A 19,956-nucleotide genomic window follows, 5' to 3' on the forward strand; every position below is an offset into this window, starting at 1 on the left:
TAAAAAAGGGTCGGGAAAACCTATTTCTTCTCGATAGGTGATGAAAGACGCCTTTTTAGAACGTTAACAGTCAACTGTCAACGTGAAATTTCATCCCCTTTTAGGGGTGGGATGAGCTTAAAACTCATTCATTACTCAACGCTAGTATCTAACAATGTGCAATACATCACGCAGAACACTATAGCCAGCTAAATCCCAAAGTAGATAAGCAAGAAAGCCAATTGCTGCTAAGCGACCATTCCATAGTTCGGCTTGAGGAGTCCAACCAAATAGAAAAGCATTACGATCTACACCATTGTAAGCTTTAGCAACAGGTGGTAAATCAGTAGCAGGACGAGTTTCTCTAGTTTCCATTGTATTTTTCCTTTAAAATCCAGTAGTTTTTCAGATGCTTTATCTTTAGTAGCCAATCAGATGTAAAACGTCGCGTAGAACGCTATAACCGGCTAAATCCCAAAGTAAATATGCAAGAAAACCAATCATTGCAAATCGGCCATTCCATAGTTCGGCTTGAGGAGTCCAACCAAATAGAAAAGCATTGCGATCGCTGCCATTATATTCTGTTGCAATTGTTGGCAAATCAGTGGAAGATCGAGTTTCCATTTTTTTGTCCTAAACAATGTGTTTGTTAACTTTAATGTAGCTATTTATAACAGAGATGTTTTATGCCTGTGGGCACAATATACAAGCACTTCTTGTGGACGATAATCACAAACGTATTGGTATAGACAAATCCACCTTAAGAGAGTGACACAAAAACTAATTGTAAATAAATGTAAACCCTGATGAGTTGAACCGTAAATTTAAACAAAATAAATTGCTGTGACTAAGCAATTAAAAATTAAAAAGTAAGAGTTAAGGATTAATAGGGTTTTTACTCGATAATGCGGCAAATTTAAGGTAAATTTTTATCGGTAGCTTAGAAAAGTTCTATCTTCCGCTGGATACAGCTTTCAAACTTTGGAGAGATGCATTTACCACCTAAATTCCTGGATTCTGAGAGCTACAAGAGTTAGGTATTACCATAGGTACACACATAGAGACAAAATAGATACAGATTTGCTTCTCACATAGTTCTTAATCCCCGATATTTAAACATAGAGGAAGGAAATACATGTTTCAAAGTGCGGAAATCATGTTGGGCCTCTGCAAGCCACTATTTTGGGTGGCGCAGATCCCAGCAGATAGCTCAAGCTTCACGCCAGCACAGGCATCAGTTCTCACTTCGGGGCCACGCTTTTTTGTGGCTTTAATCTCCGGTGTGATTTTGGCCTTCGCTTTCCAGTTGGTTTTAACAAACCTCTCTGTTGCGGCTGGTATTTCCTATCTGGGTCGTCCATCTTCGGATTCAGGTAGTGAGGAAGTTGGAAGTTTGGGGGGCACGATTCGCAAAATTGGCACAGCGGTGGGGATTTGGACATTAGTCACTGTGACGATCGCCTCATTAATCGCTTCTTTCCTCGCAGTAAAACTCAGCCTCCTAGTTTTAGATCCAGGACTGGGAGCGATTCTAGGGTTAGTGATTTGGGCTGCATACTTTTTACTACTGATGTTGGCAAGCTCTACTGCTGTGGGTTCTGTAGTCGGCTCAGTGGTCAGTACGGCAACTTCTGGCTTTCAGGCGATTATGGGGACAGCGACCGCTGCACTAGGTGCAAAGGCTGTTAATAATCAAGTAGTGGCAACAGCTGAAGCCGCCGCCGCCGCCGTGCGTCGGGAACTAGGGAGCGCAATCGACCCCACAAGCATCCGAGATAACATTGAAGATTATTTAGATAGACTGCGCCCTCCAGAGCTAGATTTGTCCAAAATTCGGGGTGACTTTGAAAATTTACTCAACGATCCGCAACTAAAAGCGATCGCCGGGACTTCAGACATCCGCAATATTGACCGCCAAAAGTTTGCCGAGTTAGTCAGCAGTCGCACCGACCTTTCCAAACGAGACGTTAATCGCATAACCGACACATTATATAAAGTTTGGCAACAGGTAGTGAGTCAGCAACAACCCACCCCAGACCGGATGGGTGAATTGATGGACTATCTCAAATCACTCCCACCAGGACAAAATAAGACAGATGAACTCAACGCCAAACTAGAGCGGTTAATTGCCGAAACACGTAGTTCTAAAGAAGCTGATCAAAAAGCAACCGCAGGGCCGATTCAACAAACACTCCAGCAAGGATTGACAGCCTTAACAGGTATTGTCATGGGACGTACTGATTTGTCAGATTTGGATGTGGAAAAAATCTTGCGATCGCTCACTACAGCCAAAGACAAAGTAACTCAACAAGCAGATAAGCTAGGATTACCCACACCATCACAACCTTATAGCCCAATTCGAGCTGATGTAGAAAACTATCTGCACAACACTTATGCTTGGCAGTTGAGCCAGGAAAAAATTGCTCAAGAATTTCGTGATGTTATTTACGACCCAGCAGCCGATCCTGGCACAGTGCGAAGAGAATTAGAGCGACTTTCTCGCAACGATTTTGCTAATATCCTGCAACAGCGAGGACTGCTTACCCAAGCTCAAATTCAACGTATTGCAAATCAACTGGAAGCAGTCCGCCAAGAAGTGCTAGTGACAGTTACCGCAGTTGAAGAAAGAGAGATCGTACAAGACTTGCAACGCAAAGTCGAAAGTTATCTGCTTGTTACCCCAAAAGCAGATTTGACGACCCCTGAAATCATCGCGCGGGATTTTGCACCGCTATTAGCAGACTCAGACGCAGATTATGAAACCTTGGTGCTGCGATTGGCGCAAATAGAGCGTCAAGAAATGCGGGAAATATTGCTGCAACGTAATGATATTGATGTCTATGAAGTAGAAAGGATTGTTGACGAGTTAGAAAAACAGCGCGATCGCGTCTTGGTAGAATCCAAAGGACTAGCAGATCAGGCAAAATATCAAGCAGAAACCATGTGGCTAAATGTAGAGTCATATCTGCGTAACACAGGTAAAGGAGAATTAAACCCTGATGCTATCCGCGCCGACTTGAAAACGTTGTTAGAAGATCCTCAAGCGGGAATTGCTGCAATTCGGGCGCGGTTGTCTCGCTTTGACCGCGATACGTTGGTGCAGTTATTGAATCAACGGCAAGATTTGAGCGAAGACCAAATTAATCAAATCATCAATGATGTTGAACATTCGTGGCATGGTGTCCGCCATGCACCTCAAGCTGTATTAGATAAAGCTAAGGAGCAATACGATTCTGTTACCACTACACTTGCAGATTACCTGCGGAATACTGGCAAAACAGAACTGAACCCTGAAGGTATTCAACGGGACTTTAGTAGATTGTTTGAAAACCCCAAAGAGGGAGCTGTCGCACTGCGCCGGCGGTTATCGCAAGTAGATCGGGATACCTTGGTGAAGTTGCTCAGTCAGCGTCAAGACTTGAGTGAGCAACAAGTCAATGAAGTTATCGATTCTGTACAAATGTCGATTCGCAACTTTGTACGTGCGCCTCGTCGCCTAGCGACCCGCACACAGCAAAGAGTGCAAAACTTCCAAACATATCTGCAAGAGTATCTGCGGCAAACTGGTAAAGAAGAACTCAACCCAGAAGGCATCAAACGCGACTTGCAACTACTGTTACACGATCCACGAGTCGGGATGGAAAGTTTTAGCGATCGCCTTTCCCATTTTGACCGTGAGACAATTATCGCCCTGCTGAAAATTCGGGAAGATATATCTGATGAGGAAGCGGCGCGGATTGCCGATAATATTGTCTCAGTGCGGGAGCAATTTGTCGAACAAGTGCGGAGTATCCAACGAGGCATTCAAGATGCAATTGATGGAGTATTTGCCCGAATTCGTAACTATCTCAACTCCCTAGATCGTCCAGAACTCAACTATGACGGTATCAAGCGTGATGTTCGCACAGTTTTTGAAGATCCCCAGGCGGGATTTGATGCTCTGCGCGATCGCTTGTCTTCTTTCGACCGTGATACTCTAGTGGCGCTGATGAGTTCCCGTGAAGATATCTCTGAGGAAGATGCTAACCGCGTTATCGATCAAATTGAACGAGCACGCAACACAGTTTTACAACGTGCAGAACGCCTACAACACGAAGCTCAACGCCGCCTAGAAGAGGTGAAGCATCAAGCGCAGCGGCAAGCGGAAGAAACCCGCAAAGCCGCAGCTACAGCGGCTTGGTGGCTGTTTGCTACAGCGATTGTCTCAGCTATTTTCTCTGCATTAGGAGGAGCGATCGCTGTAGTTTGGGTGTAGGTTGACAAGTTGTCTCCGCTAACTTTTCTTAGCCTCCCAAACAGGGAGGCTTTTTTATTTCCAAAAGTTGAAAGTTTTTAAATTGGGTAAGTTTTAAATTAATATTTGGCTGCAAAGATAATTTACATTTTCCCTGTTAATTATGACTGAGTTTGCCAATTTATTAATTTTTATTTTTAATAAAAACTATTAATCCTCCTTTTTAATATAGCTCAAAGAGCTAGTTATAGAAATGAATGTGACGTAAGTCACTGACAAATAAACAATTTAAGATGATTCCACCCTTAAAAGGGGATGGGATTTCACGTTAAATGTTAACTGTTAACTGTTGACTGTTAACTGTCAACGGTGTCGGGGCGTCTTTCATCACCTACCGAGAAGGAATGGGTTTTCCTGACGCCTTTTTATAACTAACGGAAATCTTCATGCAGGAGTGACAAGGCTTTTAAATCGCCAATATTGACAGCTTATAGACTCAGTGAAATCCAAAAAAGAATACTCTTGTTAAATGCATACGCTCACGTTATTTCATCGCAATGTTTAATAACAAGTTCTGATGCACGTAGACTCGCTCTAAGCGTACCCTTACGGGGAAGCAAGCGTAGCGTTTTTGGAGAAAAGGCTTTACGCTTTGCTATTGACCTTTGGGCATTTCTATAGCTTTTACAACATCTACACCACCTTTAACCCTCTAGGGAATTGGGTATTTTCTGTTTAAAAAAATAGAGATTTTAAGTGATATATAACATGTTAAAAAGTAGCTTTATGACTGTTAGTAAACTGTTACTTGAAAACAGATTAAGATAGATTAAAACCTTATTGATCAAAGTTTTAGACTAACTGTTACCCTATTAATAAATATTATGACCACATTAAATAAAGTGTGGTTTGATATTAGTAGATGACAAAAATGTCTAATTAATGTTTCGAATGCAAATAAACCTGGATTAATAGCAAACTTAATTTATAAAATTTTACAATTAATTTTTCAGTCCAATGATAAGGAGGAAAAATGAATATAGCAGCATTTCAATTTCACAAAAATATCTCCGAAAAAGTCCGAAAAGTAGCAACCTCAGTTTGTAGTTCAATTTATATCTACAAAAGTGAAATGCACCCAATGATGACTTACAAAAAGTGGACTTTGCACAAACTTTTGAATTTCAGGGTTTTAACAAGTTGTATTTTAAGTACCACCCTAGGCACAACTCAGGTCGCACTAGCTGGATATCAGCCACCGTCAGATCAAAAACCCCCAAGTGGATATTCGGACTCATCAGGTGTAAGAGGACGGTGCAAAGCAACCAGTGGGCGATCGCTCACATTACTGGCCCCCACAACCCATGTTGGACGAACCACTTCGCTCCATCCAACTTTTGCTTGGTTTATACCTGACAACCAAGCTGTGCCGATACAATTTAGTCTCTACGAATTTGACACCAATCTCAAACCAAAAAAGCTAAATATTTATACATACCAATTCCAGAGTGCACAAGGAATGATGAAGCGCTCTTTACCACAGGAGTTGCCTGGTTTAAGTGTGGGTAAAAGATATCTTTGGCAGTTGCAAACTTTGTGTAACAGTAACCACCCCTCCCGTAATCCAGTTGCTAGGGCAGAAATAGAGGTTGTACACATTCCCCAGACACTTTCAAACGCCCTTTCTATTACCCACGAACCTTCCCTTAGAGCCAATCTCTATGCTGAAGCTGGTATATGGTACGATGCCATTAACGAAGTACTACCCATACCTGGTGGGCAAACAGGAAGGGCTGTTGCTAATTTGTTAACTAATCTTGCCAAGATAGAAAAAACACGATATGGGCATTTAAGCAGCATCGTCATCAGCAACGCCATCAACAATTGATGACAGCAGCTTTTGCACTAACTCTCATAAACTTGTTCCCTGACATCGGCTAGAAGAACAGTAATTTTGTAAATTATTTCTTGACTATTGGCTAAAAGAGCAGCAACTATATTAAATCAGCGAATTGCCTACAGCCAATTACCTATGAGAATAAAAGCAGCCCAGTAGGCGGGATGGGCAGAAATTTTACCATTAGAAATTAGCGCTTGCTGAGCTTGACGTAAAGCCTCCGCTTTACTCACTCCAGGATGACGCCAAGCTTCGTAAAATTTAGTCACTAATTCGACAGTGGAAGCATCGTTAATCGACCAAAGTGAAGCGAGAGCAGTTCTCACACCAGCCTGTACAGCAACTCCAGCCAGCCCAAGAGCAGCACGATCATTACCAATAGCAGTATCACAAGCAGTAAGCGTAAGTAAATCTATGGTTTTAGCACCGTGGGCTAGGCTGCGAATTATACTATGTAGCTCAGTGATGGTGAGCTTGTCATTATCACCTGTAACGAGAAAAGTATCTTCGGGAAAGTTGCCAAACTCACCATGAGTAGCAATGTGAATAATTTGATAGACAGTTTTGTGGAGTTCGGCTTGTAAGCGATCGCTTGTAAAATTCTCATCCAATAAATACTTGCTACCCGGAATTTGCTCCTTGACTTGACGAATTTCTGAGGCCACGTTGCTCAAAGCCTCATATCTTCGACCACTAACTATTGCATCTTTGGTTAAACCAACAGCTAACGCCCGCAGGTTTTTGCTATGCACTGTTTGAGGATTTGTTAGAGTCAGGCTGGGAGTGGTAGCAATAGCATATTTCTCAACCAAGAATTTCTCACCATCATGTAGCGCCGCCATTGGTACACTGCGAAGAACTCCATCTTGAATGAAAACTAGAGTTTTGATCTGTAATGACTTTAAATCTCTCGCAAAAGGACGAACTATCCAGCTGTACAACTTCTGTGCCCGCTTGGGATTGTAAGTTATATCACCATAATTCTCAAGTCCAATCCGAAATTTATTGACTTCTTCTCTAAGGGTTTTACTATCAATATTTATCCATTTAAACTTTTTATAACCGTTAGGAAAACTAACTATAATTGCAGTGTGTTTTTCTAGAATAATTGAATAAAAAATAGCAGTATTTTCCCTAAGTTTTATGACATCATCCTGCTGATTATTAACTATTGTAGATTTACAATCATTAACACAATAGTTTTGTGCTTTTACCAGTTGTAAGTTATCAACAGTAGCGATTACAGAGTTAAGATTATCAACACTACTAATTTTTTTTTCATTAGCAATTTTTTCATCTTCTAAACTGAGATTTATGTCAATAAACTGACGGTACAACGGTTCAAAAATATCTCTAAAGCTAACTTGTAAATATGGATGAATAGTCCAAATAAGACTGCGAATATATTTTAAACTTTCAAAAGTTTGTCTATAAGCTTTAATGGCATCAAATACCTTATTTTGTGCTTTCAAAATACGCCCAGCTTGCCAATTCCATAAAAATAGCCTATTTTTAGCTTCTAAAGTATTTAAACCTTGTTTAGCAGTCCTTTGAGCTTGTATAGTTAATTTTAGAGCTTGCTGATAATCTTGCCGACACTCATAGAAATGACCAAGATTTCCGATAGCAAACGATAAGACAGAAAAGCTTTTCAAACGTTGAGCGGTTGAAACTGCTTGCACAAGTAAATCTAAAACTTTCGCGTTTTTTTGAGACCGCGGACACGCGACTAAATACGAAATTGGATCAACAGGAGGAAATTGGACAAGATTAGCTAAGTCTATGGCTGCATAAACTTTATCTAGTGAATCTGGTAGTTGTTCTAGCAGCACTAAAGCTTGTTGTACTGCTACTGAAGCTAAATTTGATGCGTAACGATGATCAAGCAAAATCGAATTGAGAAGTAAGCGCATTTCACCTAGTTTGTCGCCGCGATCGCGAGCAATATTCAGACCCTTTTGCAGATATTCCCAAGCTTTGGCATCATCACTCCAAGCTTGTTTTCTAAACTGCTCATAAATATTCTTATCATCTGCTTGAATAGTAGAGTCAGGGCGGCGATAATTTACTTGAGTTAGGTTAATGTAAACATTTCCTAAACTCTTTAGGGCAGAATAATAATAATATGTATTATTAATTTGCTGGGCACATTTTAAGCTATTTTCTAAATCTATAATTGCCCGTTTGTAATTGCCTTGAAGTCGGTAAGCCTCTCCACGGCTCCCCAGAGCCGCCGCTTGCAAGGGAATATTTTTATAAGTATGGGTAATCTCTAAAGCACTTTCAGCCAGAGCGATCGCCTTGGCAGTTTGCCCTAAGCTATTGTATCCCTGAGCTTCTTGTGTAAGGCTTAGTCCCACTTGTGGCATATCTTTGATTTGACGATAGTAAGCGATTGCCTGCTCCCAATAAGCGATCGCCAACTCACTTTCACCAATATGCTGATACGCTCTTGCTAAATTATTGATAATCCCTATAGGGAAAGGGTTCTGAGTTTTTTGGTAGAAAGTCAGAGCTATTTGCCATTGTTTAATCGCATCTTGAAAATCTCCTGCTGCGTAGTTTTTAATACCTTGATGAATATATTGACTGGCATCAGTAAACTGAACTTCTATTTGGCTTAGATCCTGTAGTAGCTCCAAGGATAGTAGCTGATTATAGGCCCCCGTAGATAAGTAAGATCCCGATTTTTGGCGCTGGTTGGCTTCTGACCATCGGATTTCTGGAAAATTACTGCTCAGATTCCTTACTTGTGCAGTTATTACTTCCTCAGATTTTGCTTGCCAAGTTGTTAAAGAAACATGACTCAAGCATAGACAAAAGATCAGACTGCACAGAAATAGCCATTTTGATAAGCCACCAATACCTCGTTTGTGGCGTTTGCTGTGCATAAAAAAGTTTTAGTGTGGATTTTGGTGAAATTAAATTATGAAAAAAATAATTAGATACAGTATTTCCACTTAAGTAAAAATACTATGTTTTCTCTTGTAAAAGAATGAAACCTCTGTAAAGAGTTAACATTAAATTGCAAAGTTTTTATAAACTGAAATTCTGGATAAATTAAATACTAGTAAAGTGACATAAAAAATCTATCTAACTAGTAAAAATACTTTTATTTAAGTAAACTGAGGCAAAAAAAGTGGTCATGTAAAAATAAGTAAATATTTTGCCATGATCTGCCAGATTATATGTATAGAGAGCTTTTTTAAGAGTACTCCTAACCCATGAACAAGACTTTAACCTATTTAAATAATGAACAAGATTAAAATGGAATAGAAGCTAGAGTTCAAAAATAAAATTACACCAGAGACTAAGTTATTTAACGTCATTTTATATAATTAAATATTTTTGCACCCACCTACTTAATTCCAACTGGATTGTTTCAGGTGATCTATTCGCAGAATAATTTTGCCTATCAACCGTGTCACTATAGAGAATAGAGCGTCAACTTGAGCAATAGGAAGACTAAAGAACGCTGTGCAGATAACATTTTTAGGGACGAGTTCCGGTGTACCTACGCGATCGCGCAATGTTTCCAGCGTTGCCCTCAGATTACCCCAACGGGCAGAGTTGTGGTTATTTGATTGTGGAGAAGGTACTCAGCATCAGATTTTACGGAGTGAACTGAAAATCAGCCAGCTCTCCCGAATTTTTATCACCCATATGCACGGCGACCACATCTTTGGCTTAATGGGACTTCTTGCCACTTGCGGCTTAGCTGGGAATGTACAACGAGTTGATATATACGGCCCATCTGGATTAAATGAATATATCCAAGCCGCCTCACGTTACTCCCACACACATTTTTCTTACCCCATCAAAGTTCATTCCATCCGTCCAGGGGTAATTTATGAGGACGATGAGTTTATCATTAGCTGCGGTCTTCTAAATCACCGGATTACAGCTTTCGGCTACCGCGTAGCCGAAAAAGACCGAGCAGGACGCTTTGATGTAGAAAAAGCTAAAGCTTTGCAAATTCCTCCTGGTCGCATTTATGGTCAACTCAAACGCGGTGAAACGGTGATACTTAACGATGGACGAGTAATTGATGGTACTCAATTATGTGGCCCTACAGAAATTGGACGGAAAATTGCCTATTGCACAGACACAATTTATTGTGACGGCGCAGTTGAATTAGCAAAGGATGCAGATGTGTTAATTCATGAAGCGACCTTTGCCCATCAAGATGCAGATATGGCTTTTCAGCGGTTGCATTCCACAAGCACAATGGCAGCGCAAACAGCTTTAGCTGCTGGAGCACATCGGCTAATTATGAGTCATTTTAGTCCCCGCTATGCTCCTGGAAATACCTTAGAGTTAAAAGATTTACTTCAGGAAGCTCGTGCTATTTTTCCTAATACTGACATGGCTTATGATTTTCTAATTCATGAAGTACCCAGACGACGCGAAGTGGAGCTTATCAAGGTAAGTGTTTAAATTTGAGATTTTTGATTAAACTGCTCTCATCTAATCTAAAATCTAAAATTAACTGTACTTTAAGTAACAGAATTGATAGCATCCAGCAAATATGCAGCAACTTGATGCAGCCAAGTTGTTAACTGTAAACTATCAGTTAACTTGATGTATCAAAATTCAAATTGTCTGGGCTAAATATTTTTTTCAATGTGTTCTCTATATCTCAATATAATTCAGTATAAGGCTTGAAGTTCTTTAAACCTCCTCAAAAAAGAGGAACTACGTGTCTATTGAAAAAGCAAGTTGGGAGGATTTTCAAAGCCATAAATATCACTAACTACACTGTATTATTTATATCCCAAGTTACAGAAAGGGAAATCTGAAATGTTGGAACGTTGTGGATAATAACAGTTTTTATAAAAATAAATGCTAGAAATGATTAATTTTTAGTCAAGATTTTTTTGTTATATAAATATTCTTTGAAAATTTATGATTCACATACTGATTGGGAATCTATATGCATGAATTGATCAGCATAAAAGGATTAATTGGCTTAATATTATGCCAAGTAGTTCTGTCATTGTTGAAAGCATAATGGTTTAGTCTTTATCTAGGAATCATTGATGATGTTATTGCATTCATAGGTATAAAAAAGTTCATCTCAAAAATTTTTCTCATAATTTTCCAAAATATAGCATTTCAATATTAGAGGAGTTTAATAGTGGTTAACACTGATCTGAATCAAGGGCAACTGGTTACTAGCTCTGCACAAGGCACGGTTGACATCAGACAACTATCTACTATTCTGCTTCGGCGACGCTTATTAATCTTGGGTGTTTCTGGTGTAGTCATGTCAGTTGCAGCTCTGTTGACTGTAATTACCAAACCGACATACCAGAGCTACATGCAGATATTGGTGAATTCCAACTTATATGATGGCGTACGGTCAAATAATGTCCAAGAAGGTTCAGCCAGCAAGGTTACTGACCCTAATCTGCCAGTTGTGGATTACACAGCTCAGTGGAAAATAATGCTGAGTTCAAATCTGATACAGAAAGCTGTAAATTTACTTCGTTCTGATTATCCAGATATCACTTTAGAAGATATCAAAGGACAAAAAGAAAAGAGAAAAAAAGCACCTTTGGAAGTGACCCAAATAGAAGCAGGAACAGGAAATAATAAAATTCTTAGTCAAGTATTTGAGGTTTCCTTTCGGGACGAAGATCCAGTTAAAACCCAAAAAGTACTTCAAGCCTTACAGAAAGTTTATCAAGACTACAATATAGAGCAACAAAAGCAGCGTTTAAATAAAGGGCTAGCCTTTGTCAATACTCGCCTACCTGAGATTAAAAAAGAGGTCAGCCAAGCTGAGAAAAATTTAGAACAGTTTCGCAGAAAACATAATTTACTTGATCCAGAAGTCCAAAGTAAAATCCTTCTAGAATCTCTCGCCGACGTTCAAAAACAGCTACAAACTACTCGCGCACAGCTTCAAGACGTACAAGCTCGCCAGAATAATCTAGAGCAAAAAATGGCGTCTTCATCTCAGAATCCGATAATTTCTTCTAGTTTAAGTCAGTCAAGCCGCTACCAAACGTTGTTGAATGAAATTCAACAGACTGAACTGGCTTTAGCTAAAGAGAGGCTGCGTTATACAGACGATTATCCAACAGTAGAAAAACTCAAGCAGCAACGCCAAAGTCAACTGGCGTTATTACGGCAAGAGGTAGGGCGATCGCTAGGAGATAAAGCTAGTACTACTAGTAGTAAGAAAGAACCTCTTTTGACACAGGGTCAGATGTTAGGAGTTGACCCCCAACTCGTGGACGAGTTAATTCTAGTGCAAACAGCTGCTTTAGGATTAGTTGCTAATGAAAAGAGTCTAACGGATTCAGAACAGCGACTCCGCTCTGAACTCAACAAATACCCAAGCCTGATCGCAGAATACAACCGTCTGTTGCCGAAAGTTGAAACTAATCGCAAAACTCTTGAGCAACTACTCCAAGCGCAACAGTCCTTGGGACTGAAAATTGCTCAGGGAGGATTCGATTGGCAAGTGTTGGAAGCACCTGGTTTGGGAAGCTATGTCAGAAGGAACAGATTACTACTTTTACTTGGGGGAGTGATAATTGGGCCGCTCTTAGGTATTGCAGCAGCCCTAATTTGGGAAAAACTTAATGATGCCATCTATTCTGCACAAGATTTACAGAAGGTGACAAACCTCCGAGTGCTGGGTTCAGTACCAAAACTACCACAGGCTGGTGTGAAAAAAAGGTTCCCAATGGCTTTGATTGGGCAGCGATCAGATCCCTCTTTGGTAGAAACCAGCCCTAGGTTGCCTATCCACGAAACCTTGGATATGATCTATCAAAATATTCAGATATTAAAGTATCCTTTCCCCTTTAAGTCTTTGATGTTGACTTCTGCACTTCCAGGAGGAGGAAAGACAACCTTAGCTCTGGGGCTTGGCGCTAGCGCTGCCCACATGCATCAACGGGTACTGGTAATTGATGCAAACCTGCGATATCCCAGCCTACATAAAAAGCTGGAACTCTCTAATGACTGGGGATTATCTCTATTACTAGTTGATGAGACAATTACCGATATTCAAGATTATATCCAGCCGATTCACCCCTCGATTGATATCTTGACTGCTGGGCCTATACCAGAAGATACAGCGAAACTACTCAGTTCTCAGCGGATGAAAGAACTGCTTGAGTTATTTGAGCAAACCTATGACCTAATACTGATAGATGCTCCGCCGATTTTAAGCACGGTGGATGCCGGGATTGTGGCATCCTTTTGCAACGGAATTGTGATGGTAGAGCGCATGGGTAAAGTGACCAGAGCTGAACTGACTCAAGCTATAGAAGTTTTGAGGAGATTGAATTTAATTGGAATCATCGCTAATGATGTGAGCCATTTTCGCAAGGTCTAGGCGTCATTCTATATGTTGATTTGAGTTGAGACTAAGGCAACTGACATAGTTAGGGCTACGTGGCATGATCCGAATAAGCGCTAAAGAATTTATACTAAGTGTTTTTAGTAGAAAGCACGAATTGCATGAACGCGATTAGCTAATTTCCACCCTATAACTAAACCAAAATGCATAATTAATAAAAGGTGGCAACCTCCTGTGTTGGAGAACTGTCTCATCTTAAGTTGTAGACGTTATAGTCTACAGCACCAATCAGATACTAATGTGATTAGATGATCAGCATGAAATTCCAACTTTACTTAGGCTCTTTATTTTCCCAGATTAAAGGACGTCATTGGTGGATCAGTATTTTCTTGTGGATGGCTTTGGTAGCACCAGCTCAAGCATCTGTAATTCTGCGCGTAGCCATTGAGAGGGGAGTCAATCAGGTTAAAGTCGGCAGTTCCACGACCGGGATCATCAAAGATAGTACTGGTCGTACTCTTGGACAGTTGCCGGCAATGAGTGCGTATTATGCCCAAGCCGTTCCTGGCGGAGTTGCTTTGGATAAATGGCAGTCGGGTTTATTTTGGATTGAGCCAACAGGTAAAGGATTCGTTTACATTGGCGATCGCTGGTATCGTGGCAGAACTCTTGTTATCCCCACAGAAAAAGGCTTAACCGCTGTTAATTGGGTTGATGACCAAGAATATCTCTACAGCGTTATCGGTGGCGAAATGGATGCCAGATGGCCCTCAGAAGCTCTAAAAGCTCAAGCGATCGCTGCCCGTACCTATGCTCTCTACGAGCGAGAAAAACAGCGCAATAATCCTATTTATGACTTAGGTAATACCCCGGATCGCTGGCAGATTTACAAAGGCGTGATCAGTGAATCTCCGGCTACTTATGCCGCCGTGGATGCCACAGCAGGCCAAGTACTAACTTACAAAAACAAGATTATTCTTTCAGTCTTCCACGCTTGTTCTGGGGGACACACCGAAAACGTAGAAGATGTTTGGAAAAATCCCTTACCTTATCTGCGTGCTGTTCAGGACTACGATCAAAATATCAGCGAGTGCAATTGGGTAAAAACCTTCTCGCCTGCTGAGATAAGCGCGAAATTTCCTGAGGTGGGCAATATCAAAGAGATGATTCCAGAAACATACTCGCCTTTTCGCAGTGTTAAAGTCTTGAAAATTGTCGGCGATAAAGGTGCAAAGGTACTACAAGGCGAAGAGGTGCGTACAGCCCTTAGACTTAAAAGTACTCGCTTTAACGTCAACAAGGGAGCAGATGGTAGTTTTGTACTCCAAGGACTTGGCTTCGGTCATGCTTTAGGCATGAGTCAGTGGGGCGCGTACAATCTTGCTCGCAGAGGAGCCAACCACCTGCAAATTTTGGGGCATTATTACCAAGGTGTTGCCTTAACTCCAATTCAGGCGAAGTAATTAGGGACTAGGGACTGGGGACTAGGGACTGGGAAAAAATTCTTTTAATCCTCAACCTAATACTCAATCCACTAATCCCTACCTAATACAATCTCCAATGCCCCCAACCCCCAACGCCCTATTCCCCACTTCCACGTTCTAGACGCCGTTGCCATTCAGCGTCAATTTGTGCAGAACGCTCAACTTCTTGATCGAGTAAGTCAGTTTCGCTAGAGTACACCAAATTTTCATTTCCAATAACTTTTTCGGCGGCAAACTGATGAGTGTAGGCAATCTTCTGCCGCAAAGAATCATCCGCAGTTGCTAATAGCCTAGCGCGGGAAAGGCGATCGCGGTTACGATCAGCAATCTTGCTATTGCGCCACTTAATCCAGAAATAACGCAATAAAGGTATGGCTAAAAAACCGACTCCGTAAGCTAATAGCAACCAATAAATTCCTTGGACAAAAGCTACAAGTCCACCTAATTGGGCAGCTATTGTACCATCTCTTAACAAACTTCCCAGTACCAAGGCACCAACGAAATTTAGTATACCCAAGCCAGCACTCAGCATAATTTGTCCTGAACTTGCTGCACTAAAACGCCACAGCGATTCCTCTAAGTAGACTGGTAATGACTGACGACGTTTTTTAGTTGCTTGTACCTGCAACTCTGGAAAGTAATAGATAATCTGCCCCTCAGAACTTACCTTTGGTTGTCCATTAAATCGCGTGAGAACAGGCAGCATATAGTCTTCGTATTCTTTTGCATATCCTTTGCCAATGTCATCTAGATATGGGGCAATTTGTTCCGCTACTACTGCGCCACGGTTATTACGAATCACAGCAGCAATTTCTTGCCAGCGCCGTTCTTCTAAGTTGGCGTTAGGATTACCATCGCCAAACAAAAACGAAAAGACCGCTTCAAAGAAATTCAGATTGCTTTGTTGGTGTCTTTCGCCCTGCCGTTCTTGGTAGTAGGTGCCATAATTGGGGTTAAAATACCAAAATAAATTTGGAAAATAGAAAAAGCCACCACCACTAGAATGGCTACCCCCGCTGTCATTGTCGCGATCTGAGTTGACAGCAGTAATGATGATAATGATACTAACAGTAATCAGGGCAATAGAAACAGTTAAGAAAACTCCAAAAGAAATACGAATTAGGTAAAACAGAACACCCCAAAACTTTTTCCACCATTCCTGCAACCGCAACTGTAAGTATTTATTGCGTAAAATTGAGCGAAAATTTTGCGGAAACAGATAAACAATATCACCCGAATCTGCTACCTGCAAATGCCCGCCAGTATCAGACGCTAAGGCTAATAAACTTTGATTAGCCTCAGCAACATTCAATCCTGCCTGGGTTGCTACATCACCAACGGTGACGCGGTATCCCAGTTGTTCCACTGCTCGCATGACGGTGGGATTGAGAGTCATTGCTCTCCCCTCCTGTTGAATTTTTATCTGCCTTTATTCAAGTATAAAGTTTTATTTTGGGTGACTTCTCATGCTACTACTAAGTTGTTTCTCAATGTGCAACATAATTATCTAAAACACTACAGTTTATGTTAAAATTATTTCCCTAGGCTTGGTTAACCAGCAAATTTTCTGCCTAAATATGGTTCAGTATACTCTCGCTCAAAGCCCAGAAATTATCCTCACTGTTTCTGGCAAAGATTCAGCTAAAGCTCGTGAGAAAGCAATGGATCAGCTGATGGAACTAATGGATGCCGATAAGCTGCCAACGGAACTCGAAGAAGGATTTGGCCCTCAACAATTGATAGAGGTGAAGGAACCAACTACTGATTCTGCTAGTGGTGAAGATGCCATTACACAAGCTGTCCAGGTCTTGAGCAATTTGGCTACGCTCAAGCTGAAAGTTCAAGAGTCACGATCTGAAGCATTAGAAATTCGCAAGGCGGTTGATGTTCTGTTCTCCGATAAGTCGGTGACTGAAGAGGAAATTGCTCGCCTCAAAGAAGGTTTTAAAGTTCTCAAAAATTTTGCCCAAGGTAATCTGCGTTACCAAGAAGCGCGAGCTAAAGCCGAACAGGCTCGGCAAGTTTTGGATCAAGCTCTCAAATCGCCTGAAAAGTAACTTTTGATTAGTATCGGGTAATTGGTAATTGTAATTTTTTTCTACCAATTACCCATTATTAAGCTTAACGCCGTCTACTTCTTCTTAAAGAAGAGGAAATTGACAAGGAACTAGCAACCTCACTACCTGCCTCTTCACGAACTCGTTCCAAGCTTCTATTCTGCTGAGAATACTGCTGGTAATAGTTATAAGAAGCTGGCATAGCATCTTTAGACTTATTCGCTATTATTCCTAAAATAGGAGTACCAGATATCTGCACCTCATCCAATGCTTGATGTAGCTCAGTTCGTTTCAGCTTACCTAAGCCAGCAACTAGCACCATCCCATTGGTATTAGCAGCCAGTAGGTAGGCATCGGCAAACCCCAATAGAGGCGGTGTATCATAAATTACTAAATCAAAACTATTGTGCAGATTATCCATCAAATCTTGCATCTTTTGAGACGCCAGCAACCTAACCGAGTCAGGCGGAATCGGGCCAGCACTCATAACATACAGGTTTTCTTCTTGAGGCGATCGCTCAATTACATTATTCCAGTCTAAATCTTGTGAAATTACATCAGTTAATCCCTGAATGTTCATGATTCCTACTAGATTATGTAGGCTGGGAGCACGCAGATTCGCATCCACCAGTAATACTCGTTGTCCCATCGCGGCTGCTGCCTGTGCTAGTTGTACCGCAACTGTGGACTTACCGTCTCCTTGACCCACTGAACTGATGACTAGAGAGCGAATCGGGACATCCGAACCTAAAAGTAGAATATTGGTGTAAAGAGAGCGAAAAACTTCAAAGAAGGAGGCACGACTTGCTTGTTGCACTCCAACTGGACTTTCTTGGGTCACTCCTCCAAGTTCTTTTCTTAAGGGAACTATCCCTAATAGTGGCAGTCTAGTAGCATCCTTGAGTTCTTTAGAAGTGTAAAAGATATTGCTGAGCTTGTCTACAGCTAAAGCTACTCCTACACCCAACAGCAAACCTAAAATACCACCTAATGCTAAGTTTTTCTTAGCACCGCTTGAAACAGGATCAGGTTCATTCACCTTAGCTAATTTAGGATCTAGTAACTGCCAAGGTTGCTGCTTTTGCGCTTTTTCGATCTGCAACGCTTGTTGTTTGGCTGTAAATTGATTCAGAGCATTGGTGACAATTTGTAATTCCCGCTCAATGTTACTATAATCCCGGCTAACATTAGCCAAACTTCTTACTTCACTATTAAGTCCTCTTATTTTCTCATCCAGAGAACTATCACGGGCTGCCAACTCTCTTAAGCGGCTTTGCAACTCTTTCTGCACCCGACTCTCTTCTTGAGCAAGCAATGGAAGCAAATAAGCTTTTGTTTGCTTTAAAGTCACCATTCTGGGGTTATCATCCGTTAACACGGCTGACTGTTGTTGAATAGTAATATCTGCGCCCTGAATTTGATCCAGTATTTTTTGGTAGCGAGCATTTTCACTCAACACAGAATTACCAGCCCTCTCCCCTGGCTGTTGCGCTAACTCCCTTTGCAAATCCTCATACCTAGCCGCTAATTGTTCTAGCTGCACTCTTGTTTCTATTCGCTGTTGTTGCAAAGTAGCAACCTGACCAGTCAACTCTTGACCTTTTTGCAACGGATCAATCAAGTTATTGCCCAGTCGCAAGTCTCGCATTTTATTTTGCCAGAATTTAACCGTCTGCTCCAGCGGTTGTCTTTGTTTATTAACAAAGACAATTGCTTGATCTACATCTGCCTGACGCTCCGCTAGACTGTAGTTTAGATAGGCATCAGCAAGCAACTTTGAAAAATCGCTAACTTGCCTCTGATCTGGATGGGTATAAGCGACTTCTAAAATATTTGGCTGCTTAGATTCAATAGTTAAATCATTAAGAATTTCAGAGTATGTTAGGTCTGGATATTGAGGCTGAAGCTTTTCAATAATCGGGTCTAAAACTCGATGACTTTGTAAAACTTTGATTGTTGTTGCAACTTGTTTTTCTGACTCAGCCGATGCTACGAGGTCGCCCTGAGAATTTGAATTTATTGTTTGAGGAACATCGGCTATGGCCTTACTCTCACCGGTCACAGGATTGGTTAAAATCTCAAACGAGCCTTGATATACTGGAGGATCTGTTTCTGCCTTCAATACTGCCGCTGTTGCTACTACAGCTGTTATACCAGCGATCAACAATATCCGCCGACGCAGAACTGTTGCAATTTGACCCAGATTTAACTCATCTTCATCAACATTTAGTTGAGTAGCGTTAGCTTGTGACAATGGGTGAGGATATTTGTCTGACTTTAGCATGGCATCTGTGAATTTAAGTTATTTTTATTGCTTAGATAGGTGAATGCTTCGATTCCATCTTGGCATACGTAAGTTGGATTGCTTATGAAGTTACCTTGTCTTTTGCTGCACGCTAGTAAATTACTCGTCACGTAGTTCAAGCAATCTCAAGGAGAGTTGAGTGGTTTCAAAAATCTACTTAATACACTTATTAACTGACAGCGATATTTAAAATCCGGGCTAATCGGGAGTCACGCACTACAACTACAGTAACATTACGCAAGACAAATTTGTTGACCCTTTTATATCTTGAATCAAGCCTATAGAGATTCTTTATACAGCAGCAATACTATGAAAGTTATGATTAATCACCATAATACAAAACACAAAAAAAGCCTTTAGACCCAGAAGAATAAGTTGCAGGTAGATCTGGATGTTAAAAGCTTGGTCTATTAAATGTAATTCTAGATTGTACTGGGGCGCTAGGATTCGAACCTAGGGATGGCGGGACCAAAACCCGCTGCCTTACCACTTGGCTACGCCCCAAAGATTCCACTGTTGCTAATATAGCAGTTAGACCCAGGGTAATGTCAAGTATTTTGATAGCTGATTATGAAGCATAAGTTTTTACAATTGAATTACTACAGCTACAAACCTTGAAGTTAATAAGATTAGCCATTAAACCACTGCTGTTCTTATACTGTATAAGCATAAGCCGACCGCT

The 19,956-nt window shown here is 41.0% G+C and carries 11 protein-coding genes and 1 tRNA gene; 6 read left to right on the forward strand and 6 right to left on the reverse strand.

The features are described from left to right. Positions 1-141 precede the first annotated feature (141 nt). Together FNW02_RS12115 and FNW02_RS12120 are read right to left on the reverse strand one after the other, a co-directional pair. Positions 142-354 (reverse strand): high light inducible protein, encoded by a 213-nt coding sequence (locus tag FNW02_RS12115; protein ID WP_191757803.1) that lies wholly within the window; start codon positions 352-354, stop codon positions 142-144. 45 nt (positions 355-399) lie between these two features. Next, on the reverse strand, positions 400-603 hold the full coding sequence (locus tag FNW02_RS12120; RefSeq protein WP_162397968.1) for a chlorophyll a/b-binding protein: 204 nt from the start codon (positions 601-603) through the stop codon (positions 400-402). A 511-nt stretch (positions 604-1,114) separates the two neighbouring features. On the opposite strand from FNW02_RS12120, the gene FNW02_RS12125 reads away from it, so the two are divergent. Both FNW02_RS12125 and FNW02_RS12130 read left to right on the forward strand, forming a co-directional pair. Further along, a complete protein-coding gene (locus FNW02_RS12125; RefSeq protein WP_191757804.1) occupies positions 1,115-4,234 on the forward strand; it encodes an MFS transporter in 3,120 nt (1,039 codons plus the stop codon). Between the two features lie 1,012 nt (positions 4,235-5,246). Continuing rightward, positions 5,247-6,101, forward strand: a complete 855-nt coding sequence (locus tag FNW02_RS12130; RefSeq protein ID WP_225225602.1) for a DUF928 domain-containing protein — start codon at positions 5,247-5,249, stop codon at positions 6,099-6,101. Between the two features lie 128 nt (positions 6,102-6,229). On the opposite strand, the gene FNW02_RS12135 is transcribed toward FNW02_RS12130, so the two are convergent. Next, on the reverse strand, positions 6,230-9,001 hold the full coding sequence (locus FNW02_RS12135) for a CHAT domain-containing protein (protein WP_191757805.1): 2,772 nt from the start codon (positions 8,999-9,001) through the stop codon (positions 6,230-6,232). A gap of 586 nt (positions 9,002-9,587) precedes the next feature. Here FNW02_RS12135 and FNW02_RS12140 point away from each other — a divergent pair. From FNW02_RS12140 to FNW02_RS12150, 3 genes are all read left to right on the forward strand, one after another. Next, entirely contained in the window at positions 9,588-10,547 is a 960-nt protein-coding gene (locus FNW02_RS12140) for a ribonuclease Z (RefSeq protein ID WP_191757806.1), read from the forward strand. Positions 10,548-11,247: 700 nt separating this feature from the next. Next, on the forward strand, positions 11,248-13,464 hold the full coding sequence (locus FNW02_RS12145; RefSeq protein ID WP_191757807.1) for a Wzz/FepE/Etk N-terminal domain-containing protein: 2,217 nt from the start codon (positions 11,248-11,250) through the stop codon (positions 13,462-13,464). A 281-nt stretch (positions 13,465-13,745) separates the two neighbouring features. Continuing rightward, positions 13,746-14,891: a SpoIID/LytB domain-containing protein gene (locus tag FNW02_RS12150; RefSeq protein ID WP_191757808.1), complete on the forward strand. Its 1,146-nt coding sequence runs from the start codon at positions 13,746-13,748 to the stop codon at positions 14,889-14,891. A gap of 118 nt (positions 14,892-15,009) precedes the next feature. On the opposite strand, the gene FNW02_RS12155 is transcribed toward FNW02_RS12150, so the two are convergent. Then, the gene (locus FNW02_RS12155) at positions 15,010-16,308 is read right to left on the reverse strand and encodes a hypothetical protein (protein ID WP_191757809.1); all 1,299 of its coding nucleotides are present in this window, start codon (positions 16,306-16,308) and stop codon (positions 15,010-15,012) included. Between the two features lie 181 nt (positions 16,309-16,489). On the opposite strand from FNW02_RS12155, the gene FNW02_RS12160 reads away from it, so the two are divergent. Continuing rightward, positions 16,490-16,969, forward strand: a complete 480-nt coding sequence (locus FNW02_RS12160) for a hypothetical protein (RefSeq protein ID WP_191757810.1) — start codon at positions 16,490-16,492, stop codon at positions 16,967-16,969. Between the two features lie 64 nt (positions 16,970-17,033). Here the strand turns inward: FNW02_RS12160 and FNW02_RS12165 are convergent, their stop codons facing one another. Then, complete coding sequence (locus FNW02_RS12165) at positions 17,034-19,253, reverse strand: GumC family protein (RefSeq protein WP_191757811.1); 2,220 nt, start codon at positions 19,251-19,253, stop codon at positions 17,034-17,036. Between the two features lie 453 nt (positions 19,254-19,706). Beyond that, positions 19,707-19,778 (reverse strand) — tRNA-Gln (locus FNW02_RS12170). Positions 19,779-19,956 lie beyond the last annotated feature (178 nt).

Source organism: Komarekiella delphini-convector SJRDD-AB1 (assembly GCF_014831675.1).
Lineage (GTDB): Bacteria > Cyanobacteriota > Cyanobacteriia > Cyanobacteriales > Nostocaceae > Komarekiella.